The sequence below is a fragment of the Nonomuraea sp. ZG12 genome (assembly GCF_052068115.1).
In the GTDB taxonomy this organism is placed as follows: Bacteria; Actinomycetota; Actinomycetes; order Streptosporangiales; family Streptosporangiaceae; genus Nonomuraea.
On record NZ_JBQHCW010000001.1, the window covers coordinates 1,447,314 to 1,473,398 of the forward strand.

The 26,085-nt window shown below is 72.4% G+C and carries 25 protein-coding genes and 1 pseudogene; 9 read left to right on the forward strand and 17 right to left on the reverse strand.

Annotation, left to right across the window (positions count from 1 at the left end):
- Window positions 1-54 precede the first annotated feature (54 nt).
- The 3 genes from ACTMTF_RS06860 to ACTMTF_RS06870 all read right to left on the reverse strand — a co-directional run bounded on the left by ACTMTF_RS06860 (window position 55) and on the right by ACTMTF_RS06870 (window position 1,988).
- Complete coding sequence (locus ACTMTF_RS06860; RefSeq protein WP_441109747.1) at window positions 55-621, reverse strand: hypothetical protein; 567 nt, start codon at window positions 619-621, stop codon at window positions 55-57.
- A 102-nt stretch (window positions 622-723) separates the two neighbouring features.
- A complete protein-coding gene (locus ACTMTF_RS06865) occupies window positions 724-1,554 on the reverse strand; it encodes an alpha/beta fold hydrolase (protein WP_441109748.1) in 831 nt (276 codons plus the stop codon).
- Complete coding sequence (locus tag ACTMTF_RS06870; RefSeq protein WP_396999163.1) at window positions 1,551-1,988, reverse strand: MarR family winged helix-turn-helix transcriptional regulator; 438 nt, start codon at window positions 1,986-1,988, stop codon at window positions 1,551-1,553. The genes ACTMTF_RS06865 and ACTMTF_RS06870 overlap by 4 nt, the downstream gene beginning before the upstream one ends.
- Window positions 1,989-2,075: 87 nt before the next feature.
- Here ACTMTF_RS06870 and ACTMTF_RS06875 point away from each other — a divergent pair, with 87 nt between their 5' ends.
- A complete protein-coding gene (locus ACTMTF_RS06875) occupies window positions 2,076-2,654 on the forward strand; it encodes a TetR family transcriptional regulator (RefSeq protein ID WP_441109749.1) in 579 nt (192 codons plus the stop codon).
- A 3-nt stretch (window positions 2,655-2,657) separates the two neighbouring features.
- On the opposite strand, the gene ACTMTF_RS06880 is transcribed toward ACTMTF_RS06875, so the two are convergent.
- The gene (locus ACTMTF_RS06880; RefSeq protein ID WP_441109750.1) at window positions 2,658-3,350 is read right to left on the reverse strand and encodes a class I SAM-dependent methyltransferase; all 693 of its coding nucleotides are present in this window, start codon (window positions 3,348-3,350) and stop codon (window positions 2,658-2,660) included.
- A 180-nt stretch (window positions 3,351-3,530) separates the two neighbouring features.
- Between ACTMTF_RS06880 and ACTMTF_RS06885 the strand changes: the two are divergent.
- Window positions 3,531-4,777, forward strand: a pseudogene (locus tag ACTMTF_RS06885) (RNA-guided endonuclease InsQ/TnpB family protein).
- A 226-nt stretch (window positions 4,778-5,003) separates the two neighbouring features.
- On the opposite strand, the gene ACTMTF_RS06890 reads toward ACTMTF_RS06885, so the two are convergent.
- From ACTMTF_RS06890 to ACTMTF_RS06920, 7 genes are all read right to left on the reverse strand, one after another.
- Entirely contained in the window at window positions 5,004-6,467 is a 1,464-nt protein-coding gene (locus ACTMTF_RS06890; RefSeq protein ID WP_441109751.1) for an amidohydrolase family protein, read from the reverse strand.
- Between the two features lie 168 nt (window positions 6,468-6,635).
- Window positions 6,636-7,622, reverse strand: a complete 987-nt coding sequence (locus tag ACTMTF_RS06895; protein WP_441109752.1) for a quinone oxidoreductase family protein — start codon at window positions 7,620-7,622, stop codon at window positions 6,636-6,638.
- Window positions 7,619-7,981 carry a hypothetical protein gene (locus tag ACTMTF_RS06900; protein WP_396999158.1) on the reverse strand — a complete coding sequence of 121 codons (363 nt, stop codon included), beginning with the start codon at window positions 7,979-7,981 and terminating at the stop codon, window positions 7,619-7,621. The genes ACTMTF_RS06895 and ACTMTF_RS06900 overlap by 4 nt, the downstream gene beginning before the upstream one ends.
- Complete coding sequence (locus ACTMTF_RS06905) at window positions 7,978-8,841, reverse strand: extradiol ring-cleavage dioxygenase (RefSeq protein WP_441109753.1); 864 nt, start codon at window positions 8,839-8,841, stop codon at window positions 7,978-7,980. Before ACTMTF_RS06905 ends, ACTMTF_RS06900 begins: the two co-directional genes overlap by 4 nt.
- A 24-nt stretch (window positions 8,842-8,865) precedes the next feature.
- On the reverse strand, window positions 8,866-9,672 hold the full coding sequence (locus ACTMTF_RS06910) for a citryl-CoA lyase (RefSeq protein WP_441109754.1): 807 nt from the start codon (window positions 9,670-9,672) through the stop codon (window positions 8,866-8,868).
- Window positions 9,669-10,859: a CaiB/BaiF CoA transferase family protein gene (locus ACTMTF_RS06915; RefSeq protein WP_441109755.1), complete on the reverse strand. Its 1,191-nt coding sequence runs from the start codon at window positions 10,857-10,859 to the stop codon at window positions 9,669-9,671. The genes ACTMTF_RS06910 and ACTMTF_RS06915 overlap by 4 nt, the downstream gene beginning before the upstream one ends.
- A gap of 85 nt (window positions 10,860-10,944) precedes the next feature.
- Complete coding sequence (locus tag ACTMTF_RS06920; RefSeq protein WP_441109756.1) at window positions 10,945-11,754, reverse strand: IclR family transcriptional regulator domain-containing protein; 810 nt, start codon at window positions 11,752-11,754, stop codon at window positions 10,945-10,947.
- A 259-nt stretch (window positions 11,755-12,013) separates the two neighbouring features.
- On the opposite strand from ACTMTF_RS06920, the gene ACTMTF_RS06925 reads away from it, so the two are divergent.
- Window positions 12,014-13,279 carry an MFS transporter gene (locus ACTMTF_RS06925; RefSeq protein ID WP_441109757.1) on the forward strand — a complete coding sequence of 422 codons (1,266 nt, stop codon included), beginning with the start codon at window positions 12,014-12,016 and terminating at the stop codon, window positions 13,277-13,279.
- Window positions 13,280-13,375: 96 nt separating this feature from the next.
- Here ACTMTF_RS06925 and ACTMTF_RS06930 read toward each other — a convergent pair whose 3' ends face one another.
- Window positions 13,376-13,798, reverse strand: coding sequence for a pyridoxamine 5'-phosphate oxidase family protein (locus tag ACTMTF_RS06930; RefSeq protein WP_441109758.1), 423 nt, complete (start codon window positions 13,796-13,798; stop codon window positions 13,376-13,378).
- 413 nt (window positions 13,799-14,211) lie between these two features.
- Between ACTMTF_RS06930 and ACTMTF_RS06935 the strand changes: the two genes are divergently transcribed.
- The 3 genes from ACTMTF_RS06935 to ACTMTF_RS06945 are packed head-to-tail and all read left to right on the forward strand — an operon-like array spanning window position 14,212 to window position 18,339.
- A complete protein-coding gene (locus tag ACTMTF_RS06935) occupies window positions 14,212-16,995 on the forward strand; it encodes a hypothetical protein (protein WP_441109759.1) in 2,784 nt (927 codons plus the stop codon).
- Window positions 16,996-17,050: 55 nt separating this feature from the next.
- Window positions 17,051-17,905, forward strand: coding sequence for a multicopper oxidase domain-containing protein (locus ACTMTF_RS06940; RefSeq protein WP_441109760.1), 855 nt, complete (start codon window positions 17,051-17,053; stop codon window positions 17,903-17,905).
- Window positions 17,902-18,339 (forward strand): DUF4149 domain-containing protein, encoded by a 438-nt coding sequence (locus tag ACTMTF_RS06945; protein WP_441109761.1) that lies wholly within the window; start codon window positions 17,902-17,904, stop codon window positions 18,337-18,339. Before ACTMTF_RS06940 ends, ACTMTF_RS06945 begins: the two co-directional genes overlap by 4 nt.
- Before the next feature lie 4 nt (window positions 18,340-18,343).
- Here the strand turns inward: ACTMTF_RS06945 and ACTMTF_RS06950 are convergent, their stop codons facing one another.
- A complete protein-coding gene (locus tag ACTMTF_RS06950) occupies window positions 18,344-19,069 on the reverse strand; it encodes a DUF2249 domain-containing protein (protein ID WP_441109762.1) in 726 nt (241 codons plus the stop codon).
- A 235-nt stretch (window positions 19,070-19,304) separates the two neighbouring features.
- On the opposite strand from ACTMTF_RS06950, the gene ACTMTF_RS06955 reads away from it, so the two are divergent.
- A complete protein-coding gene (locus ACTMTF_RS06955; RefSeq protein ID WP_441109763.1) occupies window positions 19,305-20,342 on the forward strand; it encodes a TetR family transcriptional regulator in 1,038 nt (345 codons plus the stop codon).
- 79 nt (window positions 20,343-20,421) lie between these two features.
- On the opposite strand, the gene ACTMTF_RS06960 is transcribed toward ACTMTF_RS06955, so the two are convergent.
- The 4 genes from ACTMTF_RS06960 to ACTMTF_RS06975 form a co-directional block, all read right to left on the reverse strand.
- Entirely contained in the window at window positions 20,422-20,736 is a 315-nt protein-coding gene (locus ACTMTF_RS06960; RefSeq protein WP_441109764.1) for a hypothetical protein, read from the reverse strand.
- A gap of 232 nt (window positions 20,737-20,968) precedes the next feature.
- Entirely contained in the window at window positions 20,969-21,724 is a 756-nt protein-coding gene (locus ACTMTF_RS06965; protein ID WP_441109765.1) for an ABC transporter permease, read from the reverse strand.
- The gene (locus ACTMTF_RS06970; RefSeq protein WP_441109766.1) at window positions 21,721-23,232 is read right to left on the reverse strand and encodes a hypothetical protein; all 1,512 of its coding nucleotides are present in this window, start codon (window positions 23,230-23,232) and stop codon (window positions 21,721-21,723) included. Before ACTMTF_RS06970 ends, ACTMTF_RS06965 begins: the two co-directional genes overlap by 4 nt.
- On the reverse strand, window positions 23,229-24,146 hold the full coding sequence (locus ACTMTF_RS06975; protein ID WP_441109767.1) for an ABC transporter ATP-binding protein: 918 nt from the start codon (window positions 24,144-24,146) through the stop codon (window positions 23,229-23,231). The genes ACTMTF_RS06970 and ACTMTF_RS06975 overlap by 4 nt, the downstream gene beginning before the upstream one ends.
- Before the next feature lie 106 nt (window positions 24,147-24,252).
- Between ACTMTF_RS06975 and ACTMTF_RS06980 the strand changes: the two genes are divergently transcribed.
- Both ACTMTF_RS06980 and ACTMTF_RS06985 read left to right on the forward strand, forming a co-directional pair.
- Complete coding sequence (locus tag ACTMTF_RS06980; protein ID WP_441109768.1) at window positions 24,253-25,401, forward strand: sensor histidine kinase; 1,149 nt, start codon at window positions 24,253-24,255, stop codon at window positions 25,399-25,401.
- A complete protein-coding gene (locus ACTMTF_RS06985) occupies window positions 25,398-26,075 on the forward strand; it encodes a response regulator transcription factor (RefSeq protein WP_396999142.1) in 678 nt (225 codons plus the stop codon). The genes ACTMTF_RS06980 and ACTMTF_RS06985 overlap by 4 nt, the downstream gene beginning before the upstream one ends.
- The last annotated feature ends 10 nt before the right edge of the window (window positions 26,076-26,085 follow it).

A 26,085-nucleotide genomic window follows, 5' to 3' on the forward strand; every position in this document is an offset into this window, starting at 1 on the left:
GCGGTCGGCTCCCGGCCCAGCGCCGCTGTCCACCTCTCCGCCGCCCTGGGTGCGCTAGCGCACCCAGCCGGTGTAATGGCGTCCGGTACGTGGATCGCCGTGGCTCTCGGGAGTGCCGCCTCCCTCGGCGGGGCCGAGCGCCGCGGACACGGCTCGGACCAGCCAGGCGTTGACCGACAGTCCTTCCCGGCCGGCCGCCTGCTCGATGCGTGGTTTGAGGTGGTCGGGGACGCGCAGCGAGATCCGTGAGGTGCCGCCGTCGTCGGACTCCGGTGGAGCCGGGGGAACGGGCTGCCGGATGCCCATCGCGACCTCCACCGCGCCGGCCAGCGCGGTGCTCAAACTGCTCGGGGGCGCCCCTTGCGGTGACGTGTCGACCGGCGGAGGCGTCACCAGGAAGTCGGGGTCACGGCCGCGCAGCCGTACGTCGACCGAGCCTGGCGCGAGATCGCGGGTGATCTCGCCCGCGGCGGCCGACAGCGCCTCCAGGAGGGTGAGCCGGACGGCCGAGTCCAGCGGCGCGGTGAGACGCTCGGCGAGCGCGCGGGCCTCCGGGCCGCCCGCCTCGGCGGCGACGGCCAGCTCGCGGCGGAGACTGTCGACGTACGGCGTGAGATCCATGACGGCACTATGGCGCTAGGTTGGCGTCACGGCAAGCCGGTGACGCCACGACCGGCGCGTCCGCGGAGGAGCGCCCGCGTCCGCCGGGCCACCAACGGCGCGTCAGCGGAGGAAGGCCAGTGTCCGATCGGCCACGATCGAGGCCGTCTTGCCTTCCGGGCCGAAATGGTCGAGGCCGTCCAAGGTTTCGAGGGTGGCGTCCGGCAGGGTGTCCCGCAGCACGCCGAACTCCGCTCTGCTCGTCCGCGAGCTGCGGCCGCCGCAGAGGATCAGCGTCGAGGCGGTGACGGCCGCGAACGCGATATGGCGGCCCTGCTGGGCCGCGACCTGCTCGTGCTCGGCCAGGTTGGCCTCCAGCAGCGGCAGCATCCGTCGCCAGGCGGGCCCGCGAAGCCCGACCCGTAGCGCCAGGCGCAGATACCAGTGTGGCATCTTGGCCATGAAGGCCGGTGCACCACCGGACCCGCGGACGAAGTGGGCGAACGCGCCGTAGGGGTCGCCCGCCGCCAGCCGTTCCCGGTAGGGGGCCATCCAGTGGGTGTGGACCGGGCCGCAGGGCACGCCGGGCTCGTAGACCGCGACGTGGTCGAACACCGGGAACGAGCGTGCGGTCTCCAGGACGACGAGCCCGCCGTAACTATGACCGAACGCCGTTCGCGCGCCGGTCTCCGCCTGGACGGCCAGGAGGTCTTCCACCTCCTTGGCCAGGGTGTAGCCGGGGCCCTGGGGGCCGCTGCCGCCTCGGCCTCGCCGATCGACGAGGTGGACCGTACGGGAGCCGGCCAGCGCGGAGGCCAGCGGCAGGTAGTCCTGCGAGGCGCGCAGCGCGCCCCCGACCACGATGAGGTCCGGACCCGCGCCCATGGTCCGATAGCTGATGGGGGTGCCGTCGGCCGAGGTGACCGTGCGCGGATGGGTGGTCTGGATGCTCACTTGGTTCTCTTCTTCTCGATGTCGTCGACGGCCGCCAGCAGGAGCGCGGTGTGCCTCGCGTACTCCTCGTACGGCACGCCGCTGTTGTGGACGAGCGCGGCCACCCGTTCTTCGAGCCCTTGCTGGACCGAGGACACCAGCCGCTTCCCCTCGTCGGTGAGGGTCAGCTGCCGGCGGTGCCCTCCGGCGGGGTCGGGCTGCACGTCGAGCAGTCCTTCGGCGGCCAGCACCGAGGTCATCCGGCTCACCGACGGCTCGGTCACGCCCAGGCTGTCGGCGAGGGCGCGTTGCGTCGAGACGCCCAGCTCGCCGACCAGGGTCAGCGCCAGGAAGCGGCTGTAGGAGATGTCGTGCTCCGCCCGCAGGATCCTGTCGGCCGCCCGGTCCAGCCGGGCGGTGAGCACATGCAGGTTGAAACTCAGGTTCCGTTCCACGCACCTAACTTAGCATGCTTACTTAGCAGTGCAAGTTAGGCCGGTAAAATTTGAAAGCAGACCATCAATTGGCAGTAAACTTCGCCCATGGGCACCGGCGGGCTACGCGAGCGCAAGAAGGTCAAGACGCGGGAGGCGATCCTGCGTGAGGCGTTCAGGCTCTTCCACGAATGCGGCTACGGCGCCACCACCATCGAGCAGATCGCCGCCGCCGCCGAGATCTCCCCGGCCACTTTCTTCCGCTATTTCCCGACGAAGGAGGATCTCGCCACGCTCGACCGCTTCCCGCCCCTCATGGAGGCGTTGCCCGTTCAGCCGCCGGGCACACCGGTGGCCGTCCTGCGCGGCGCGTTCCGCACGGCGTTCGCCGCCCTGTCCGCCGAGGAGATCGCCGCGGGACGTGCGCGCGAGGTGTTCGCGGCCACCGTCCCCGAGCTGGTGGCGGCCAACCTGCGCCGAAGCCCCGGCCTCATCCAGGAGATCCGCGAGATCGTGGCGGACAGGGCCGGCCGCGCGGCGGACGACCCCCGGCTGCGCGACGCCATCGGCGCGGTCTTCGGGGTCGTGGCGATGGTCTGGCAGCAGTGGGCCCAGGACCCCGGCCTGGACGGCCCCGCCGAGATCGACCGGGCCCTGGCGCACCTGGAGTCCGGCCTGAGCGGCTGAAGCCTACGGGCGGCGGGCGACGAACACGTACTCCCGGCTGTCCTCGGTGTACGGCTCGCGCGCGAAGCCTCCGTACAGGGCCTCCAGTTCGAGACCGGCGACGTCGAGGAGGCCGAGCCACTCGTTCTTCGTCGCCCACCATAAGGAGCTCGTCGCGCCGTCGTCCAGGACCATGTCGATCCGGTTGTCGCCGACCGCGTAGCGGATCGTGTGCGGCACGGGCCGCTCCTGGCGCACGCCGTCGAGCCGGGCGGCGATCCGGTGGTCGAAGGCGATGGCGTCGAAGGCGAACCGTCCTCCCGGCCGGAGCGAGGCGGCGACCCGCTCGAACGCGCGGCGGCGGTCGGCCCACGTCGGCAGGTGCTGCAGCGACCGGAACGGGCAGTAGATCAGCGCCGCCGGCTCCTCCACGGTGAGTTCGCGCAGGTCGCACTCGCGCAGGTCGAGCGCTACCCCGGCGGTGGCCGCGTGGGCGCGCGCCTGTGCGAGCATCGTCGGCGAGATGTCGATGCCGATGACGGGCCGGCCGGTGGCCCGCGCGACCGGGATCGCGACCCGCCCGTTCCCGGCCGCCAGCTCGACCAGCGGCCCGTCCGCCGCACGCGCGAGGTCCACGTAGAAGGCGATGTCGGCCGTCATGTGCGCCGACCACTCGTCGTACCGGCTCGCGAACGCCTCGTCCCAGGTCGTCGGCATCGATCCATGATCGCACACGGCGAAGGGACTGTCCGGCCGCGTTGCGGACGCTCCGGCGAACGGAATGACGTCACTTCATCGAATCTCCTTGAGCTTGGAGACCCCGTCCTTCAGGGCGGGGAGGAAACGTGGGACGGTGCCTCGAACAAACGCGCGACTGTCAGGTGATCGCGCGATACGATGCGAGGCGTGGCGCAGCTCGTGAAGCGGGCGTTCAAGTACCGCTTCTATCCGACCTCTGAGCAGGCTGAAGAGCTTGCCCGGACGTTCGGTTGCGTCCGCCTGGTCTACAACAAGGCCCTCGAAGAACGCACCCGCGCCTACACCCTGGAAGGGCGTCGGTTCTCCTACGTGGAGTCGTCGGCTCGGCTGACGGAGTGGAAGCGCGGCGGCGAGTACGACTTCCTGTTCGAGGTGTCGTCGGTGCCGTTGCAGCAGGCGTTGCGTCATTTGCAGGCGGCGTTCGCGAACTTCTTCGCCGAACGGGCCAGGTATCCCACCTTCAAGTCTCGTAAGAGGTCGCGGCTGTCGGCGGAGTACACGCGTTCGGCGTTCCGCTGGCGGGATGGACGGCTGACCCTGGCGAAGATGAACGCGCCGCTGGACATCGTCTGGTCGCGTCCGCTGCCCGAGGGGGCGGAGCCGTCCACGGTGACGGTGTCGAAGGACGCGGCGGGGCGTTGGTTCGTGTCCCTGCTGTGCGAGGAGAGGATCAGCCCGCTGGCACCGGTCGAGGCGGTGGTCGGTGTGGACGCGGGCCTCACGGCGCTGGCCACGCTGTCCACCGGGGAGAAGATCGTCAACCCGCGCCACGAGCGCCGGGATCGGCGCCGGCTGGCCAAGGCGCAGCGGGCGCTCGCCCGCACCGACAAGGGCAGCAACAACCGGGCCAAGGCGCGGCTGCGGGTGGCCAGGGTGTACGCCCGTATCGCCGACCGGCGCCGGGACCACTTGCACAAGGTCAGCACACGGCTTGTTCGCGAGAATCAAGTGATCGTCGTGGAAGCCCTGACCGTCCGCACCATGGTGAAGAATCACTCGCTGGCGCGTTCGATCTCGGATGCGGGCTGGCGGGAGCTGCGCATGATGCTGGAGTACAAGGCGGCCTGGTACGGGCGGGAGCTCGTGGTGGCAGACCGCTGGTTTCCCTCCTCCAAGCTGTGCTCGGCGTGCGGGTCGTTGCAGGACCAGATGCCGTTGAACATCCGGGAATGGACCTGTGCCTGCGGCGCGAGCCACGACCGGGATGTGAACGCCGCGAAGAACGTCCTCGCCGCCGGGCTGGCGGAGAGGTGAAACGCCTGTGGAGCTGACGTAAGACCTCACAGAGAGTCCTCTCTGGCGGGCGGTCGGCGGTGAAGCAGGAAACCCTGCGGGCGACCGTGGGAATCCGCCTCGTTCACGAGGGGGAGGAAGTCAAGCCCTGAGGAACGTCAGAACAGTTGACGTGGTTCGTCCCCTCCGCGATACGCGGCGGCGCGGAGAGCGGCAGGGCCTGCTACGCCGCCTGCCCGCCCCGGAAGCCGGTACGGCGGGTGGAGCGTGCCTCCCCGCGCCCTCCCGATGTCGGCCACGATCGGTTCGCCCTGGTGAGCGGAGGCCCGTGCCGGGCGACTCGCGTCGGCACGGGCCCGCATCGGGGGGGGGGGGGGGCTACTCGGCGCTGTTGCTGTGCGTCGCCGACGTTCCGTAATCGGTGTAGGTGTACGGGTTGTCGAGGACCTCGACCTGCGGGACGTCGGGGTTCATGCCCTTCTCCCACGCCTCCTCGCCGAGCTCGGCCTTCAGGTAGTCGACGGTCTGCTCGACGACCTGCCGGGCCCGGTCGAGGTCGATGCCGACGAGCCGGTGGTCGCGCTTGACGATGCGCCCGTTGACCAGGACCGTGTGCACGTCGCCGCGCTGCGCCTGCAGCGCCACGTGGCCGTACGGGTTGAAGATCGGGAACATCACCGGCGAGCGGTCGTTCTTGATCAGGACGACGTCGGCCTTCTTGCCGGGTTCGAGGCTGCCGATGGCGCTGTCCAGTCCGAGCGCCTTGCTGCCGCCCCGGGTGGCCCAGTCGACCACGTTCTCGGCGCGCAGGGTGCAGTGGGTGATGGTCTCCTGGCGGGCGTGGGCCTCCAGGTGCTCGCGGGAGCGGTCGGCGCCGAGCGTGGTGCGCATGGCGGAGAACAGGTCGCCGCTCCACCAGGCGCTGGTGTCCATGGACAGCGACACCGGGATGTCATGCTGACGCAGCCGCCAGGTGGGAGGGTAGCCCTGGCCGGCGCTCTGCTCGCTCTCGGTGGACACCGAGACCGAGCCACCGGTGGCGGCGATCCGGTTGTAGGAGTCGGGGCTGAGCGTGGCGGCGTGCACGTAGATGGTCGACGGGGTCATGAACCCGTTCTCGTGCATGAGACGGATGCCGTCGTCGTTGGTGGCGCCCCAGACGCCGGCGTGCGTGCTCACCGGCACGTCGAGGTCGCGGGCCACCTCGAAGGCGGCGCGCTCGGGGAACTCCGGGTCGCCGGTCACGTCGAAGGCCATCTGAAAGCCGAGCATGTCCCCGCGGCCGTCGATGCGCCGGGTGACGAAGTCCCGGAACTCCGGCTTGGCGGACCAGTCCCACGGCCCCTGCTGGATGTTGCCGTAGCCGAGCACGAACCGGCCCGGGACCGCCTCCAGGGCGTCGACCGCGGCGTCGGCGTGGTCCACCGTCTGCAGCCCGTGGGACCAGTCGACCGTGGTGGTCACGCCGGCGTCCAGGGCCTCGATGGCTCCCAGCAGGTTGCCGGCGTAGATGTCCTCCGGCCGGAAGAACTTGCCCGACTCCAGGTAGTACCAGACGAAGTACTGGGTGAGCGTCCAGTCGGCGCCGTAGCCGCGCATGGCCGTCTGCCACAGGTGCCGGTGGGTGTCGATCATGCCGGGCATGACGATGCCGCCACGGGCGTCGATCTCGAGGGTCTCCGCCGGGACGTCGAGCTGGGGGCCGACGGCCTCGATGCGTTCGCCGATCACCAGGACGTCGGCGTCGCGCAGGACGGTGTGCCGGTCGTCCATGGTGAGTACGGTCCCGCCACGGAAGACCACGGGGCGATCGGAGGTATCAGAGGTGGTCGTCTCGCTCATGATGTCCCAGTTCTCTCATCACCGGAGTGACGGACAAGTCGCCGCATAGCGGACAGGTGAAATGTTGCTGTAACGATGAATGCATTTCGTCCCTGTGTCAACATCTCCGCCACGAGTCCCTGGGCAGGTAAAAGGGGAGTTGGCCCAAGAAACGGACGCGTGTCCGAATTAATGTGCCGTGGTGAGCACGCTCCGGTGCGAAGACTGCCCCGAGGCCTGCCGCTCCCATGCCGTGGCGACGTCCGTCAACGGCACGGTGTCGTACGGGACGCTCATCTTCCCGGCCGCCGCGTGCTCGACGACCGCCACCAGGGCGTCGCGTCTCTGCTCGGCGGTGAGCTCGTTGTTGGTGTAGCCGAGCAGCCGCAGCGAGCGGCTGCGCAGGGTCGCGGAGTCGAACGGCGCGGTCTCGCCGGCCGAGCTGCCGAGATTGACCAGGCGTCCGTGCGGCCGCAACGTGCGCAGGGCCGCGGCCGCCGGCAGGCCGAACAACGTGTCGAGCACCAGGTCCACCGGGCCGTCACAGGCGTCGAGCAGGCGTACGGCCAGCGTGTCGACGTCGTCGGCGCCCGAGAGGTCCACCATGGCGTCGGCGCCCAGCTCGGACGCGCGTCGCCGGCCCGCGCCCGAACGGCAGGCGGCGATCACCCGCCGCGCGCCGTGCAGGCGGGCCGTCTGGACGGCGACCTGCCCGACGACGCCGCCCGCGCCGAGAATGACGACCTGCTCACCGGCGCGCAACTCGCCGCGCCAGGTCAGCGCCATCCAGGCGGCGATCGCCGACAGGCCGAGCGCCGCCACCAGCGGCGCCTCGACGCCGCCGGGCAGCGGCACGAGGTCGGCCTCCGGCACCACGCAGTAGTCGGCCATGCTGCCGTCGCCCGGCCGCATCCCCGCCGTGGTGCTGAACCAGACCGCGGTGCCGCTGGGGATCGTGCCGGCCCGCTCGACGACGCCCACCCCCTGCACACCCGGCACGTACGGCAGGGCCGGCGTGCCGAAGTAGGAGGCGCCGGTGGCGCAGAGCACGTCGAGCGGGGTGATCGGGGCCGCGGTCACGCCGACGAGCGCGGTGCCGTCCGGCTGCTCCGGAGCCTCACGCGTGGTGATGGCGGGCGGCAGGCCGCACGCGCGGATGGTCGCGGCCCGCATCATGTGGCGATGTCCGGATACGGCATGGAGAAGTGCGCGAGCCGGGCCGCATACTCGAGCTGGAACCCGAGCGGCTCGGCATGGTCGCGCTCGAACATGGCGATGAACAGCGTCAGGGTCAGGAAGGGGTGGGCGCCCAGCTCGAACAGCGTGCTGTAGTCATGGGTGCGCAGCGCCTCCCGCTCCTGGTCGGTGAACGCCAGCCAGGTGCTGGCCTCGGCCTCCGGCACGTTGAGGATCACGTTGGCGCGCTCGCGCTCCCACCAGGCGACGGTCTCCACCGGCTGCTCGCGATAGCGCTCGACCAGCTCGGGGTCGCGGTCCACGGTGTAGAGGAACTTGTTGAGCAGATACTTGCTCATGCGGGCGCTCCCTTCGGGTACCAGGTGAAGTAGGCCTCCATGGTGTGGAACAGGTCGAGGGTGTCGACGTAGTCGGCCTTCCGGCCCTCTCCGGCGACGCCCATCATGAGCATGAAGTCCATGAATCCATGGGTGGCGTTGCCGGGGCCGTGCAGGCTGTCCAGGGTGACCTCCGACAGACAGCCCTCGATGTCGCCCTGCGCGATCCACTCCACGGCCCTGGCGTCGAACTCCGGATCGGGGCCGTGCGGCCCGAACTGGCGCGGCCCGCCGAGCTCGAGCGACAGGTGACCGGTGCCGATGACGGCGACCCGCAGGTCCGACGGCCAGGACTCGACGAGCTCCCGGATGGCCTTGCCGAGCTGCACGAACCGCTTCGGCTGCGGCAGCGGCGGCGCGAAGATGTTGGTGTAGATGGGCACGATCGGCAGGTCGTTCTGCGGGCGCAGCGTGATGATCGGGCAGGTCACGCTGTGATCGATGCGCAGCTCGTTGCTGAAGGCCAGGTCGAAACCGGAGTCCAGGCCGCCGCGCAGGATGTGCGAGGACAGGTCCTCCTGGCCGCGCATCCGCATCCGGGGCAGGCCGAACTCGCGCTCCTCGTTGTACCAGTTCGCGTCGTAGAACGGTGCCTTGCCGACCAGGAACTGCGGCATGTTGTCCAGCCACAGCTGGTGGAAGTGGTCGGATCCGACCATGACCAGCACGTCCGGGTTGGCCCTGGTCAGCGTTTCGCGGAACGCCTCCACCTTGCGCACCCATGCGTCGGCGAACGGAGGCCGGTCCTCACCCTGGGAGGTGCTCGCCCGGTAGTAGAACGGATGGTGCGTCGACGCGATGACCGCGGTGACGATGGCCATGGCGGCTCCTTGGGGGGTCGGTGACTATTCGGATTCGGGGCTGACGTACGTGGCGTTACGGTCGACCGTCAGATAGACGTCCATCCCGATCGGCCGGGTGCGTTCCTCGGCGATGTGGCCGAGCAGACCGGCGGTGCGCGCGAGCAGCGCGAAGCCGCGCAGCAGCTCGACCGGCAGGCCGAGGTCGGCGAGCGCGGCGCCGCACACGCCGGCGCCGTTGAGCGGCAGCGTGCGGCCCAGCACCTGCGGATGGACCCGGCCGATGGCCTCGAACAGCCGCAGGTGGGGTCCGCGCAGGCCCTCCTCCTCGGCGATGCCGATGAGCACGGCGGTGCGCGGGTCGGCGCTCTTGTGCACCGGGTGGCCCAGGCCGGGCACGAACCGCTTGGCGGCGCGGGCCTCGGTCACGGCGGTCAGCGCGAGCGCGTCCCACTCCTCGTCGGTGCGGGGCGGCTCGCCCTGGTGATCGGCGAGGGTGTCGGCGAGGAAGCGGCCGCAGTCCTCGGTGACGCCGAGGAAGCGTGAGCCGCCGCCGAGGAGCCCGGCGGCGATCGCGCCCTGCAGGGATTCGGGCGCGCTCAGGTAGGTGAGCCGGGCGGCCAGGGCCGTGGGGGTGAAGCCGTGGTCGGCCAGCGCCACCAGGACCGCCTCGAACACCCGCACCTGCGACGGCGTCGGGCGGCGCTGCGCGACGAGCCAGAAGGCCAGCTCGCCGAAGCCGACCTTGCCGATCAGGTCGTTGGACAGATCGTGGCCGAGCAGCCGGATCGTGCTCGCGTCGGACGTGCCGATCGAGGTGGGGAAGCGGGGCGTGGTGTCGCCGTCGGTCACGTGACGCTCCTGGTCGGGTCGGGGCTCGCGAGCCACTTGCGGATCTCCGCGCCGTGCTCGTCGAGCGAGGGCGGCGGCAGGTCGTAGCGAGCGGGGGTGGCGGAGAAGCCGATGGGGTTGCGGACCGAGGGGATGGCCTGGTCGCCCTCGCCGACGGAGACGACCGGGTCGAGGCCGACCTCCTCGGCGAAGGCCACGCCGCCGTCGACGGTGTTGATCGGCCCGGCCGGCACGCCGGCGGCGGTCAGCTCGCGGAACCACTCCATCTTGGGCCGGGTCCGCAACCGCTCCACCAGCAACGGCCGCAGCTCCTCCCGGTTGGCGGTGCGGTCCTCGGTGCGCGCGAAGCGGGGGTCGTCCACCAGCTCGGGCAGGCCGAGCGCCTGGCACAGCTTGGCGAACTGGCCGTCGTTGCCGGCGGTGATGATGAGCTCGCCGTCCGCGGTGGGCAGCGGTTCGTACGGGAACAGGCTGGGGTGGGCGTTGCCCATCCGGAACGGCACCTCGCCGCCGGCCACGTAGGCGCTGCCGTGGTTGACCATCCCGGACAGCGCCGAGGACAGCAGGTTGACCTCGACGTGCTGGCCGTCGCCGGAGGTCTCGCGGTGCCGGAGCGCGGCGAGGATGCCGATCGTGGCGTGCAGTCCGGTCATCACGTCGAACACCGAGATGCCGGCGCGGTAGGGCGGGCCCTCGGGATCGCCGGTCAGGCTCATCAGCCCCGAGATGGCCTGCACCATCAGGTCGTAGCCGGGGATCGCGGCCCCCTTGCCGGCGCCGAACCCGCTGATCGAGGCGTACACGACGGCCGGATTGGCCTCGCTGACGCTGTCGTAGTCCAGGCCGAAGCGGCGCAGCCCGCCGGGCTTGAAGTTCTCCACCACCACGTCGGCGCGCGCGGCCAGCTCCCGCGCGGCGGCGAGGTCGCCGTCATCGCGCAGGTCCAGGGCGATCGAGCGCTTGTTGCGGTTGATGGCGAGGTAGTAGGTCGACACCCCGTCGCGGGTGGGCGGCATCCAGGTCCGGGTGTCGTCGCCGCCGGGCGACTCCACCTTGATCACCTCGGCGCCGAGGTCGGCGAGCAGCATCGTGCAGTACGGCCCGGCCAGGATGCGGGAGAAGTCGGCCACGAGCAGACCGGCCAGTGGCCCGGCGGGTCGTTGTCGCTCGTCGGTCAGCTTGGTCATTCCGCTCAGAACCTCTCCGTCCGTCAAGCGGACGGTTGTCCGCTGGAGCCAGTCTCGGAGGTCCCGCTTTCTTCTGTCAAGGGGGTCAACCCGCCGTGACGTACGGCACCGACTCGTGCCGCGCCCAGTCGGCGCTGATCTCGCCGGCGGCCTGCAGCAGCAGCGGGAGGTACTCGTCGACCAGGGTCAGCAGCGAGGTCTCGGCGGCGTGGGCGTTGACGTTGAGGGCCGCGATGACCCGGCCGGACCCGTCGCGCAGCGGCGCGGCCACCGACCGGATCGCGGGCGCGAGCTGCTGGTCGGTCAGCGCCCAGCCCTTGGCCCGCACCTCGCGCAGCGCCGCCTCCAGCTCCTCCTCGCAGGGGCTCGCGCTCGGCTGCACGCCGGAGCGCCCCGGCTCGGCCAGCACCGACGCCAGCTGGGCGGGGGGCAGCGCGGCCAGCAGGACCTTGCCCAGCGAGGTGGCCGCGGCCGGGAACCGGGTGCCGATGTCGACCCGCAGTGTCACGATCTTGGGCACCGCGACGCGGGCCACGTACACGATGTCGGAGCCGTCCAGCTGGGCGATCGAGGACGACTGGTGCGTGCGCGCGACCAGCCACTCCATGTGCGGCCGGGCGATCTCCCACAGCCCTGTCGACCGGACGTAGGCCACCCCGAGCTCCATGATCCGCGGTGTGAGCGCGAACCCGTTCTCGTCGGCCCGGGCGTAGCCGAGCTCCTCCAGGGTGAGCAGGATGCGCCGCGCCGTGGGCCGGGCCAGGCCGGCTTCGGTGGCGACCTCGGACAGCGTCATCACTGGACGGTTGGGGCGAAATGCCCGGATCACGTCAAGGCCCCTGGCGAGCGCTTCGATGAAGTCAGGGTCGCTGCTTCGACGGGCCACGGCGATCACTACTCCTTAGGAGTATTTCCGGTACGGCTGTGTGCAGCCGACTCTAAGGGATGAGTCCCAAGCTGTCCGCGACTCGGACACCTGGACCGCAAAGCTGTAGCGGTCCCGGTGAATGCACCCTCTTGACAGGTGTCATTCATCACATCATTCTAGGGCCACCCGTGAGCGACCGTGATGCGGACGAACGTCCGGAACCCCCGTCCCGAACCAGCGCCACCAGCGGCCTTGCGCGCGATCCACCCTCCGATTGGAGCAGCACATGAGCAGCACCGCTCAACAACCACCCGATCAGAGCACCGCTCGGTCCGACCAGTTGACCAAGGTGTCCATCGCCGTCGGCTTCGCCGTCCTTTGCGCCACGTACATGCTCAACGCCATGGACCGGCAGCTGTTCTACCCCCTGCTGCCCGACATCTCGAAAGAGCTCGGGTTCACCCTGGCGGAGTCGGGGTGGCTGGCGACGGGCTTCACGCTGGGGCTGGCGCTGGCCGGACTGCCGACCGGCTATCTGGCCGACCGGCTCTCCCGCAAGAGCATCATCATGGTCAGCGTCCTGGTTTACTCCCTCGGCACGCTCGCCATCCCACTGTCGGTGGGCATCGCCGACATGAGCGTCTACCGGCTCCTGTCCGGCGTGGGCGAGGGCGTCCAGGCCACCGCCCTGTACGCGATCGTCGGCGCGTTCTTCTTCCACCGCCGCTCGGTCGCCGCCGGCGTGATCGGTGTCGCCTTCGGCGCGGGCGTCTTCCTCGGCCCGCTCGTCGGCACCGACATCGCCACCGGCTTCGGCACCTGGCGCGCCCCCTTCTTCCTGTTCGCCTCGGCCGGGCTGGTGCTCTGCCTGCTGACCGCCCTCTTCGTGTCGCGCAAGCTGACCGAGGCCGTCACCGGTGGCGGCACCGATTCCGCCGCCGTCTCCTACGACCACGTGCCCGCCTCGCCGTACAACCGCAACACCCTCGGCGTGGGCATCGTGTCCGCCGTGTCCGGCCTGGTCGTCTACGGCTACCTCGGGCTGTACCCGACGTTCCTCCGCGAGTCGCTCGGCTTCACCCCTGAGGACGCCGCGCTGGCCGTGTCCTTCTTCGGCTTCGGCGCGATGATGGCCCTGCCCGCCGGCTGGCTGGGCGACCGGATGAACCAGCCGCGCCTGCTCGCCTTCTCCCTCGCCGCGACCGCCGTCAGCACCTACTTCATGTACCAGGTCGCCACCACCCCCTCGGCCCAGTACGTGCTGTCCTTCCTGGTCGGCACCTTCGGCAGCGGGTTCCTCTTCACCAACTGCGCCACCGCGATGCAGCGGGCCGTACGTCCTCAGCACGTCGGACGCGGCGCCGGGCTGTTCATCCTCTTCTACTACGTCGCGGCCGCCTTCTCCGGGCTGCTGTTCGCCCGGCTGGTCGGACTGCTCGGCTGGGACGGCGCGGGGCTGTGGCAGCTAACCATCCTGCCCATCGTCGGCATCGCCGCGGTCGCCCTCATGCAGACGTCCAAGATGGTGCTCCCGAGACAAGCCGCGCAGTAGGGACCGCTGCTCCGGGACCATGTCCGCCGACGACGCCGGAGATGGTCCATCGGACGTCTCGCGGCCCTGCGGGAGGCGGCCGGATGAGTCGTCCCGCTAGGCCGGCACCAGCTCGAAGCCGGTGACGATCTCCGGGCGGATGCGGATCACCTGGTCCATGGTCCCGGCCACCCAGGGGCTCAGGCGGGCCTTGAACCGCTCGATCTCCCGCGGGTCGGTGACCAGGCGCGCCATGCCGGTGATGATCACGCTCCAGCCGAGCCGCTCGGCCGCGTCGAGCTCGTCGGCCTCGAAGGCCACCACCGCCCCGGCCGGCGCCACCTCGGCGCTGAGGATGGTGCCCAGGTCGGAGCGGATGATCACCTGGCCGTCCACGACGATGTGATTCACCGGCCGCACCGCCGGAAGCGCCTGGCGGGTGAAGACGATCCGGCCCAGCGGCACGCTGGCCAGGCGCCGCAGCGCCTCCGCCTCGGGCAGGTCCCTGAGGTCTCGCGTGCCCGCCGTGCTGGATATCACCCTGCCATCCTCCCGTCGCGCGTCCGTCCGTGACAGGGACCTAAGTCATCTCTTCCACCCGTGAGGAGTCGCTCACGGGCAGGGACGGGCTTGCGCCGGCTGCGCGGCGACGCTGTCTGCCCATGTCACCGGCCTGGCCGGCTCGTCACCGGCCGGCACCGGCAGGACGGCCTGCGTGCACGGCGCGCGTCGCGGCCCGGATCTCACCGGCACCCGCCGGCCGGTGCGGGAAAGGACTTTGGTCCCGGTGAAGGTGACCTTCGGCCCGGTCGCCGAGACGGGGTCCGGGCCTAGCGTGGGGCACGTCCCCTCCACCTGACCACCCGCGGAGAGCACATCCGGCCGTGTCCACACCACCCGCGTCAGCGCGCCCCCGCGATCCCCACAGTCCCCACGCGCCCACCGGCCCCGCCGTGCCGGCGTCTGGCCCGGTACGCGCGCGCCTGGCCGTCGGCAGGCTCCCGCTGCTGGCCGGGGCCGCCGTCGCGCTGCTCGCGGGCCTGTCCGGGGGCCTGGCGCTGCTGATCGCCCAGGTGCCCGCGCCGGTGGCGTTCACCGAGCAGCACGGGCCGCTGATGGCACTGGGCTTCCTGGGCACGCTGATCGCGCTGGAGCGCGCGGTGGCGCTGCGCAGCCGCTGGGCCTACCTCGCCCCCGCCCTGTCCGGGCTGGGCGCCGTCGCGCTGGCCGCCGGCGTCGAGCCGCTCGGCCGGTTGGCGCTCACCGCCGCCGGCGGCTGGCTGGTGGGCGTGTACGTGGCGCTGCTGGGGCGGCGGCTGAGCCGCGAGACCGCCCTGCAGCTGGCCGGGGGACTGCCCTGGTTCGCCGGCGGTCTGCTCTGGCTGGCCGGACGGCCGATCCCGGAGCTGATCGTCTGGTTCGCCGCCTTCCACGTGCTGACCATCGCCGCCGAGCGGCTGGAGCTGGCGCACGTCGCGTTCCCGCGGGCCGGCGTCCGGGGCGGGCTGATGGGCGCGGCCGCGCTGCTCGGCGCGGGAGCGGTGGTCTCCCTCGCGAACCCCGGCGCGGGCGCGCGGACGGCGGGGGCCGGGATGCTCGCGGTGGCCGCCTGGCTGGCCTGGCACGACGTGGCCCGCCGGACGGTCCGCGGCTCCGGACTGCCCCGGTACGCGGCCGTCTGCCTGCTGGCCGGCTACGGCTGGCTGGCGGCGGCCGGCGCGCTGTGGGCGGCCACGGGCCTGACGACCGGCGGCCATCTGTACGACGCGGCCTTGCACGCCCTGTTCCTCGGCTTCGTGATGTCGATGGTCTTCGGCCACGCCCCGGTGATCCTGCCCGCGCTGCTCCGCGTGCGGCTGCCGTACCGGCCGGTGCTGTACGCGCCGCTGGCGCTGCTGCACGCGGCGGTCGCCGCCCGCGTCGCCGGCGACCTGACCGCGCTGGGCCCGGTGCGCACGCTGGGCGGCGTGCTGGCCGTACTCGCTCTGCTCTTGTTCGCCGGATGCGCGGTCGCGGTGGCGTGCTCGCGCGCCGGTCACGATAGGAAGGTGCCCGCGGTGAACCCCGTCGAGGTACGCATACAGAAGGGCCCGCAACCGTTCACGCCGCCGCGCCCGCGCGCGTCATGGCACCTGCGGGCGAACGCGATCGTGCTCGGCTGGCTGGGCCTGACCGTCGCGGTGGCGCTCGCCGGGGAGGCGCTGCCGGCGCCCCGCTGGCTGCTCGTCCACGTGTTCCTGCTGGGCGCCGTCTCCACCGCCGTCCTCATCTGGAGCGAGCATTTCACCGTGGCGCTCCTGCGGGCGCGCACGCCCGACCAGCGCTGGAGCCTGACGCGGCTCGCGCTGCTGAACGCCGCGACACTGGCGATCCTGTACGGCGTCGCGGCCGGACCCTGGCACCTGGCCGCGGCCGGGGCGGGCGTGGCGGTGGCCGTCGTGCTGTGGCACGCCCACGCCCTGATCTCGCTGGTACGGCACGCGCTGCCGGGCAGATTCGGTCACGTCATCGGCTGGTACGTCTGCGCGGCCGGGGCGCTGGCCGCCGGCGGCGTCCTCGGCGGGCTGCTGGCGGCGCACGCGGTCCACGGTGAGACGTACGAACGGCTGCACGCCGCGCACGCCCAGGTGAACCTGCTCGGCTGGATCGGCCTGACCGTGCTGGGCACGCTGTTCACTCTGTGGCCGACGGTCCTGCGCACCCGCATGTCGGAGCGGACCCGCCGGGCGTCACGGGCCGGGCTGCCGCTGGTGGCGGCGGGCCTGGCCGTGGCCGTCGCCGGGCTGGTGACCGGCTGGCGGTGGGTCGCGCTCGCCGGGCTGGTCGCGTACGCGGCAGGCACGCTGACCGCGCTGGTGCCGCTGGCCGACGCGGCCCGCCGGCGCCGCCCGCACACCGGGGCGGCCTGGATGCTGGGGGCCTCCGTCGTCTGGTTCGAGGTGGCGATCGTCGCCGACCTGGTGATCCTGGCCACTCGCCCGGCGGGGGAGGTGGCCGCCGCGCTGGCGCCGCTGCTGCCGCTCGTGCTGGCCGGGTTCGTCGCCCAGGTGCTGCTCGGCTCGCTGCTGCACCTGCTGCCCGCGGTGCTGGGCGGCGGCCCTGCCAGGTTCAAGGAGAACGCGGCGCTGCTGGAGCGCGGCTGGGTGGCCCGGCTGGCGGCGCTCAACCTCGGAGTCCCGCTGCTGGCGCTGCCGGTGCCCGCGCCGCTCAGGCTGCTGGGCTGGGCGCTGGTGCTGGCCGCCGGCGCCGCGTTCGTCATGCTGGCCGTGCTCGCGCTGACGAGGACGCGCGCGGTCGAGGAACGGCCCGCCCGCGACCGCGAGGGGCGCGGGCGGGCCTGGCCCGCGATGGCCGGGGTCGCGGCCGGCTGCCTGCTGACGGCGGCGGCGGTCGTGGTGGCGACGACCGGCGGGGCCGGGCCACGGACGCAGGTCACCGCCACCGGCGCCCGGACGGTCGAGGTGACGCTGTCCGGGATGAGCATCCGGCCTTCGGTGATCGAGGCCGCTCCCGGCACCGTCCTGACGCTGCGCGTCACCAACACCGACGCCCAGCGGCACGACCTGCGGCTGGCCACCGGCGAACGCACCCCCATGCTGGGGATCGGGCAGAGCGCCACGCTGACCCTGCGGCCGCTGGGCGAGGCGGTGGACGGCTGGTGCACCGTCGCCGGGCACCGCGCCGCGGGCATGACCATGCGCGTCGTCCCGGCCGGGGGCCCCGGCCCTGCCCGCTGACACCAGGCACAACGGGCACAGTGCTTTCGGTGACCCCCTCGACCTGTCCGCGCCCATGTCACCGGGCTGGACCCCGTACGACGCGGCACTCGAACCCGCGCCCGGCGGGACGGAGCACGAGGTCGAGCTCCGTGTGGACGACAAGGTCGTGCGCGAGGTCGCGCCCGGCGTACGGCAGCGCGTGTGGACGTACAACGGCACCGTCCCCGGGCCGGTGCTGCGCGGCCGCGTCGGCGACGTCTTCACGGTCACCTTCGTCAACGGCGGCAGCATGGACCACGGCATCGACTTCCACGCCGGGGCGAACGCGCCCGACGGCGTGATGCGGAGCATCACGCCGGGGGAGCGGCTCACCTACCGCTTCCGGGCGGAGTTCGCCGGAGCGTGGCTCTACCACTGCTCCACCATGCCGATGACGCAGCACATCGCGAACGGCATGTACGGCGCGGTGATCATCGACCCGCCCGGCCTGCCGAAGGTCGACCGGGAGTACCTTCTGGTGCAGGGTGAGCTCCACCTCGGCGAGCCGGGCGGTGCCGCCCAGGTGGCCAAGATCCGCGAGGGCCGCCCGGACGGCTGGATGTTCAACGGCACCGCCGCCGGGTACGACCACGCGCCCCTGACGGCGAAGGCCGGCGAGCGGGTGCGGATCTGGGCCGTGGCGGCCGGCCCCAGCTCTGGCACGGCGCTGCACGTGGTGGGGGCGCCGTTCGACACGATCTACAGAGAAGGTGCGTACCTGTTGCGTGAGAGTGATCCTGGCGGCGCCCAGGTGCTGGATCTGGCCCCGGCTCAGGGCGGTTTCGCCGAGCTGGTCTTCCCCGAGCCGGCCACGTACCCGGTGGTGGACCACACGATGCGCCAGGCTGAGGGCGGCGCGCACGGCCTGTTCAGGGTGGGTGCCCGGTGACCTGGTGGTCGGTGGTGAGGTTCCTGCACGTGCTGTCGGCGGCGCTGTGGGTCGGCGGGCAGCTCACGGTCTCCCTGGTGGTGCTGCCGCTGGCGCGCCGCCAGTTGGACGACGAGCGGCGCGGCCGGATGCTGACCGCGATCGGCCGCCGGTTCGGGATGATCACCGGTGTCGTGTTCCTGCCCGTGCAGCTCGCCACCGGCGTGGCCATCGCCTGGCACAAGGGCGTCACCTGGGCGTCGCTGGCCGAGCCTGGCTACGGGCGGATCCTGGCCGCCAAGCTGGGGCTGTTCTGCGCGGTCATGGTCGCGGCGGGACTGCACGGCTGGGCCACCGGCGCAGGGCACCGGCGCTCGGCCCGTGCCCTGGCGGTGGCCTCCCTGATCGGCTCGATCGGCATCATCCTGCTGGCCACCGCCCTACCGGCGACCTGAGCCGTCAGGGACGCCCGATCCGGACCCGCCACAGCTCCGGGCCGGACTCGGCGTAGTCCCAGGTGAACTCGCCGGGGTGCTCGGCGGCGAACTGGTAGTAGAGCGGCTTGGGATCGTGGTCGTTGACGAGCATGAACGCCGTCCCCTCGGTCAGGCCGTGGAAGGTGGCGAAGATCCGCTCGTGGCGCTGGGCCGGAGGGAGCGCGCACACGTCGAGCTCGGGGGCCGGGCCGGCCGCCGCCGGTCGCTGGACCGCCTGGTGGTCGCCGCTGCCGGCCGCGCCGAGGACCTCGTGCATCCCGTCGAGGAGGGCCGCGAGATCGACCCCGGCGTCGATCAGCGCCGGCAGCAGGATCTCGTTCTCCTTGACCAGATGTGACTGGAAGACGGCGTTCAGGGCGGCGGCCAGGCCGATGATCTCGCCCTGGGTGCCGGCGGCGGCGAGGTCGCCGGTCAGCTCGCGCAGGGTGAGATGCTCGCCGTGCATGGCCTGGACCAGCAGCCGGGTGCGCGGCAGGTCGCCGGCGACGCGGTAGAGCGTCTCCTCCTCCGCCATCGCGTGCGGCAGCATCTCCTCGGTGCAGAAGGCGACCAGCACCTCCCGCCGGGGCGCCGGCGAGGTCAGCCGGTCGATCGAGCGGCGGATGGTGAGCGCGTGGTCGGACATGGTCCGGCCGAGCCGGTCGTGATGGGCGCGGATCGTCGCCAGCGTGGCGTCCTGTGCGGTCAAGAGGCACTTCCTGTCTGAACGGCGAGATCGTCATGAGGGAGCGGGGAACGGGACGAGGGAAACGCTAGGCCCGCCGCACGGGCGGCGTCATCGGCTACAGGTCACTTCCCCGGCGGGACCATGGGCCCGAATATCAGGGCCGTTCTCCTCTGGCGTATCGCTTCTGGCGAAGCATTGAGATGGTCGCGGCATCGGAGTGTTGTGAGTATCGTAATGAGGGAGTGAAGGGGGCGCGATGGTCAGGCTGACCCGGGCGCAGCAGCAGGAACGCACCCGCGCGGCGGTGCTGGCCGCGGCGGGACAGGAGTTCGCCGAGCGTGGCTACACCGACGCGAAGGTCGACCGGATCGCGGAGCGGGCCGAGCTGACCCGTGGCGCTGTCTACTCCAACTTCCCGAGCAAGCGCGCGCTCTACCTGGCGGTCCTGGTCGACTCGATCGAGCCCGCGGGCCCGGCCGAGGCACTGAGCCGGTTCGCCCGCGCCCGGCTCGAACGGCTGCCGATGATCGGTGACACCTCCGCCGGCGGCAAGCTGCGCCTGCGCTCGCTGGCCGGGGTGTTCGACGACGATCCGGGCCGCACCACGCTGGCGCAGGCCGCCAAGCTGGAGGCGCTGCTCCTCGCGCTCACGCTGGAAGCAGCCGCACCGCGTGCGGGACGCCGGGTGCGGCTGGCCGAGCTGGTCCTCACCCTGCTGGACGGGGCCGGCCACCTCGCCGACACCGCGCCCGGCTTCGGCGACCCCTTCGACGTGGCACGCGCCTGCGAGCACCTGGCGGGCCTCGACCTCGCCGACACCTGGGATCCGCCGTACCTGCCCTTCGTCCCCCTGGCGGACGTGGTCGAGGAGCCCTGGCGGCCGCCCGCGTCGTCGCGGGATGAGATCACCGGCCGCCAGGTCGGCCTCGACGCCGACGGCGTGGTCGCGGTCCTCGGCGCGGACCGGCTGGAGGCCGCCGAGGAGGCCGTCCGCGCGGCCCGTCCGGGCGACCGGATCACCGTGGCCGTGGTCACGAGCGACCCCGCCGAGACCGGGCGGCTCATCCGGCTCCGGGTCGGCGACCTCATCGGGTGCCTGCGCGGTGTGCTCGCGCCGGACGCCTGGCAGGGCCCTCACCTCGTCCTCGATGACGGCTCCGCCATCGCCTCGGCCGCCGGACTCCCGGACGCCGACGACACCACCGAGGCCGCGGTGCGCGTCCGGGCGGGCGAGATCGTCGCCCGCGCCCGGGGCCGGGGCGCCGCCTACGCGGCGGCGACCGCGGAGGACTGAGACACGAGACCCGTCACCGCGTACGGGCCTCCGACCATCCGCACCGCCAGGAGCCATGCGGTCGTAGGCCGCCTCGACCTCACATCCTTTCCAGGGCGGCCATCATGAGCAGCACGGAGAACGAGCACCCGCCGAGAAGAAGGACCCCCGAGGCGACGAGCGCGAACCCGGCCGAGAACAGCCGCCGCACTATCAGATAGACCACCACGACCCCCAGGAAGGCGACCACAGGAAGATAGGGGATGAACAGGCAGGTGGCGCCCACAAGGAGAGCGCAGGCCAGGGAAACCACCGCTCTGCCTCCACCCCGTAGATCACGACGCGTGACCACGGAGGCGACGCCCCCGGCGAGTACGGCACTCGCCGCGATCATCGCGATGACGAAGTTGTCCACGAACAGCCTCCGGCTCGGCCGACTCCACAGAAGAAAGCGTTGGTCACCACATTCGATACCGCCCGGAGCCGAAAGGTTCGATCTAGCGGCCGGCGCGGGTCTGTGGGAGCGCAACCGGGTCGCGAAGGCCGACGCGCTGGTGGACCTCGACGTCAACGCGGCGACCGGCGTCTACACCTACGGCGGGTCGTACGTGTCGCTGAGCCGTGGCGCGGACGACCGTCGGGCGGGGTCACGCGTCGCGTGCCCGCAGCAGCAGCCCGCCGGTCAGGAGCGCCGCGGCGGCCCAGGCGGCCAGGACGCCCAGGCCGGCCCAGGGGCCGAGGGGGAGAGCGGACAGCCGGGTGGTCGCCTGGATGGACAGCCCGGCGGTCGTCGGCGAGATCTGCCACAGCAGCTCGGCGAGGTCCGGGTCGGGGATCATGAGAATGACGGCCGGGAAAAGGTAGAGCAGGCCGAGGACGACGCCGATGGCGGCCGCCGAATCCCGTACGGCGGTGGCCACCCCCAGGCTGAGCAGGGCGACGAGCGCGAGGTAGAGGACCGAGCCGAAGGCGGCGCGCACCATCGGCCCGTCGTAGGCCGGCGGGGGGAAGCCGTTGCCGAGCAGGACGCGCGGCCCGGCGAGCGCGGACCCGAGCACGGCGACGCCGCCCGCCGCCAGCGTCAGCCCGGCCAGGAGGACGGCCTTCGCGGCCAGGACGGCCATCCGGTGCGGCATCGCCGCCAGGGTCGTGCGGATCATGCCGGTGCCGAACTCGCCGCTGATCGCCGTCACGGCCAGGACGGCGACGACCGCCTGGCCCGCCTGGATCCCGAAGAGGCTGATCCTGGCGGGGTCGTGGCCGCAGCCGGCCGGGGCGCAGGACACCACGGCGGCCGCCACGACGCTCACGGTGACGGTCACCGCGACCAGCGCGAGCAGGAGCGGGCCGGTGCCCGGCAGGGTGCGGAGTTTCGTCCATTCCGCGTGCAGATGCCGTCTCATGCGTCCCGCCCGCGCAACCGGACGACGGCCAGGCCGAGCGCCGGCGCCGCGTAGCCGCACAGCACGGCGAACCCGGCCCACGGCGCCAGCGGGTAGAACCCGGCGATCGGCGCGTAGTGCCCGAGCACGTGGGCGTACTCCGGGATGCTCTGCTGGATCGCGAAGCCCGCGGCCGGAGTGACACGCAGCAGCCAGTGCGCCGCGGTGTCGGGCAGCACGGAGGTGGTCGCGAGGACGTACGGGACCACGATCAGCAGCACCGCCGCGATGACCGCGCCGACGGCCCGCCGGAACAGCGTGCCGAGGGCGAGCGCGAGCACCGCGGCGACGGCGAGCAGAGCCGCCGTGCCGACGATCACCCGTGCCTCGGTGAGCGGGGACACCGGAAGGATCTGGTTGCCGTTGGCGCGCAGGATCCGGGTGCCGATCGTGAGGGTGGTCGAGGTGGCGGCGAGCCCGGCGGCGAAGGTGACCCCGGCGATCGTGACGGCCTTGGCCACCAGCATCCGGCCGCGATCCGGGACGGCGAGCAGCGTGGTGCGGATGAGCCCGCGCCGGTACTCGGCGGTGATGAACATGACCGCGACCACGATCACCACGATCAGCCCGATCAGCACCCCCGAAAGCGTGCGCTCGACGGTCTGCCCCTCGATGGACGGCGCGATGTCGCCCACCCCGGTGACGCTGAACGTGCCGCCGGACCGGCCGGCCCGGCCCGGATGGTGGAACGAGCCGTCGGGCCCCTTCGTGGCGCCGATGTCGTCATCGCGCCAGCCGCCGGACGTCTCACCCTCCAGGGTGACCCGGTCGAAGACGCCGGTGGCCTCGGTGAAGCGCGACGCCGAGACGGACCCGCCGAGATCCCCCCGCGTCACCGTCAGATCGCCGGGAGAGGCGGCGAAGAGCCCGATCTCGACCGTGGCCGGGAGCCCGGTCAGCCGGGCGGTGCCGACCTCGGCCCAGCTCGCGCCGTCGGCGGACTCGTACCCGGCGAGGGTGTCGCCGGAGCGGGTCAGCCGCAGCCAGCGCGGCGAGTCCGGCGACACGCCGCCCGGACGACCGGCCACGTCGTGGGTGAAGTCGTGCTGCATCCGCGTCCCGTGTGCCCCGGTGACCAGCACCGCCGCGTACGCCGACCCCTGCTTCGTGCTCTCCTTGACCATGACTCCGGCCTTCGCCCACGGTACGAGTCCCGCCACGACGTTCCGGACGCCGGGGGTGACGTCGGGCTTGCGGATCTGGCCGGACATGGAGGTCAGGCGGGCGGTGATGCTCCCGTTCCCGGCCAGTGACCGGTGCACGAAGAAGAACTTGTCGTCCACGGCTTCGCCGCCCGGCCCCACGGGAGCCGCGGGACAGGCGCTCTCGACGGGACCGGCGCCGCACGACGCGTGACTCCCCGAGGCGGACGACAGGCCGAGCAGCACGATGACCAGCGCCGCCGCGCCCATGGCGATCACCCAGCCGCGTACCGTCCTGAACTTGGTCCACTCGGCGCGCACCGTCATCGCGTCACCCCACGGAACTCGGCGGCGTCCCTGGTGAGCTCCAGGTACGCCTCCTCCAGCGTCGCGCGCTGGGCGGCCACTTCGGAGAACGGCACCCCGCCCGTGTTGAGCAGGGCCACGACGCGCTCGGCCGGCAGCCCCGAGACGACGAGCGTGTCCACCGCGGTGACGGACACGGCGCCGCCGGCGTGGGCCAGCGCCGGCCTCGCGCGCTCCGGCGCCGTCGTGCGGAGCGTGATCCTGCCGCCGGAGGCGGCGGCGATCAGTTCGGCCACGCTCGTGTCGGCGATGACCCGGCCACGCCCGATCACCACCAGATGGTCGGCCGTGTCCTGCAGCTCGCTCATCAGGTGACTGGAGACCAGCACGGTGCGGCCTTCCGCCGCCAGCGAGCGCAGGAGACCCCGGATCCACACGACGCCCTCCGGGTCGAGCCCGTTGACCGGCTCGTCCAGCATCAGCACCGGCGGGTCGCCGAGCAGCGCCGCGGCGATCCCCAGCCGTTGCCGCATGCCGAGCGAGAAGCCGCCCGCCCTGCGGCGGGCCACCGAGGTCAGCCCGGCCTGCTCGATCACCTCGTCCACCCGCCTGACGGGCAGTTTCTGGGAGTGGGCCAGCCACAGCAGGTGGTCGCGCGCGGTGCGGCTCGGCTGCAGCGCGGCGGCGTCCAGCAGCGCGCCGACGTGGCGCAGGGGCGTGCGCAGGCCGGTGTACGGCCTCCCGCCGACCAGGGCGTGCCCCTCGTCGGCGGCGTCCAGGCCGAGGATCACCCGCATGGTGGTGGACTTGCCCGCGCCGTTGGGCCCGGCGAACCCGGTGACCTGCCCCGGCCGGACGGTGAAGGACATGCCGTCCAGCGCCAGGGCCGGGCCGAACCGCTTGCGCAGCCCGGACACTTCGATGGTTGCTCGCATGGGTCGGTTGTACGCGCATGCCCCTTACGCGGGCCGAACGGAGGCTGTCACACCGCTGTTAGGTCCGGCACGGCATCCTGGACTCCTGCACTCTTGGGGGAGACCGATGCCGCGACGCCCGGCCACCGTACGGTGGCGCTTCACCGTCATGTACGCGGGCGTGATCCTCGCGTCCGCCGTCGGGCTGCTGGTCATCAGCGATCTCATCGGCCTGAGCGGGACACGGGTCAGCGAGACCGCGCCCGTCGGGAACGCCCCGGGCGGGCCCACGCTCGCCGCCGCGCAGGAGCTCATCGCCCAGCTGTCGGAGGCGCGGGAGGCCCAGTCACGCCAGACCCTGATCGGCTCGGCGGTCGCCCTCGCCGTCGTGGCCGTGCTGTCACCCGTGCTGGGCCATCTCATCGCGGGCCGGGTGCTGCTCCCGTTGCGGACGATCACCACGGCCACCCGCCGGATCTCCGCCGACAACCTGCACGAGCGGCTGGCGGTGCCGGGCCCCGCCGATGAGGTGAAGGACCTCGCCGACACCATCGACGACCTGCTCGGACGGCTGGAGGGCGCCTTCGCCGCGCAACGCCGGTTCGTCGCCGACGCCTCCCACGAACTGCGCACCCCGCTGGCCACCATGCGGGCGTCGCTCGACGTGGCCGTTGCCAAGCCCGGCCCCGTCCCCGTACAGACCCTGGAGCTGGCCGACCGGCTGCGCACCGAGCTCGACCAGATCGACCGGCTCCTGGACGGCTTCCTCACCCTCGCCCGAGCCCAGCACGGCGCCCTCGTCGACCGGCAGGAGGTCTCGCTCGGCCGCCTGGTGTCGGCCGCCCTGGACGCCAGGGCCGCCGACCTCGCCGCCAAGGACCTCACCCTGCGCGGCGGCGACCTCGACGGCGATCTCGACGATGCCTGGACGCGGGGGAGCGCGACCCTGCTGTCCCGGATGGTCGGCAACGTGATCGACAACGCCATCGTGCACAACCACGAGCACGGCTGGATCAGGGTCACCGTCACGTCCGGCGCGACGCTCGTCGTGGAGACCGGCGGGCGCGTGCTGGACCAGGCGCAGGTGGCGCGGCTGGCCGAGCCGTTCCAACGGCTCGCGGCGGACCGGACCGGCTCCGACACCGGCTCCGGCCTGGGCCTGTCGATCGTCACCGCCATCGCCACCGCCCACGGCGGCGCCCTGGACCTGTACGCCCGGCCGGAGGGCGGCCTCCGAGCCACCGTCACCCTGCCGCCTTCGGAGGTCCGGGCATGAGGGTGCTGGTGGCGGAGGACGCGCGGGCGCTGGCCGCCGTGCTGGCCGAAGGGCTGCGTGACCAAGGGATGGCCGTGGACGTGGCGCACGATGGCCTGGAGGCGGCGGCCAAGCTCGACCTCAACCCCTACGACGTGATCGTCCTCGACCGGGACCTGCCGGGCATCCACGGCGACACCCTCTGCCAGATGATCACCGAGCACGACCAGCGGGCGATGGTCCTGATGCTGACCGCCGCCGGCGCCCCCGGTGACCGGGTCAGCGGCCTGGCCCTGGGCGCAGACGACTACCTCGCCAAACCGTTCCACTTCCCCGAGCTCGTGCTGCGCGTCCGCGCGCTGGCCCGTCGCCGGCCCGCCGCCCGCGCGCGCGTCCTGCGCGCGGCCGGCGTCGAGCTCGATCCCGTACGACGCGTCGCCACCCGCGACGGCCGTCACCTGGACCTGTCGGTCAAGGAGTTCGCCCTCCTGGAAGCCCTCCTGCTCGCCACCCCCGCCTTCCTGAGCGCCGAGGACCTCCTCGAACAGGTCTGGGACGAGCACGCCGACCCGCTCACCAACACGGTCACCGTCACCATCAGCCGGCTGCGCCGCAAACTCGGCGATCCCCGCGTCATCACCACCACCCCCGGCGTCGGCTACCGCATCGCCGACGCGCTCGACGGCTCCGCCTGACCGCCTCCGT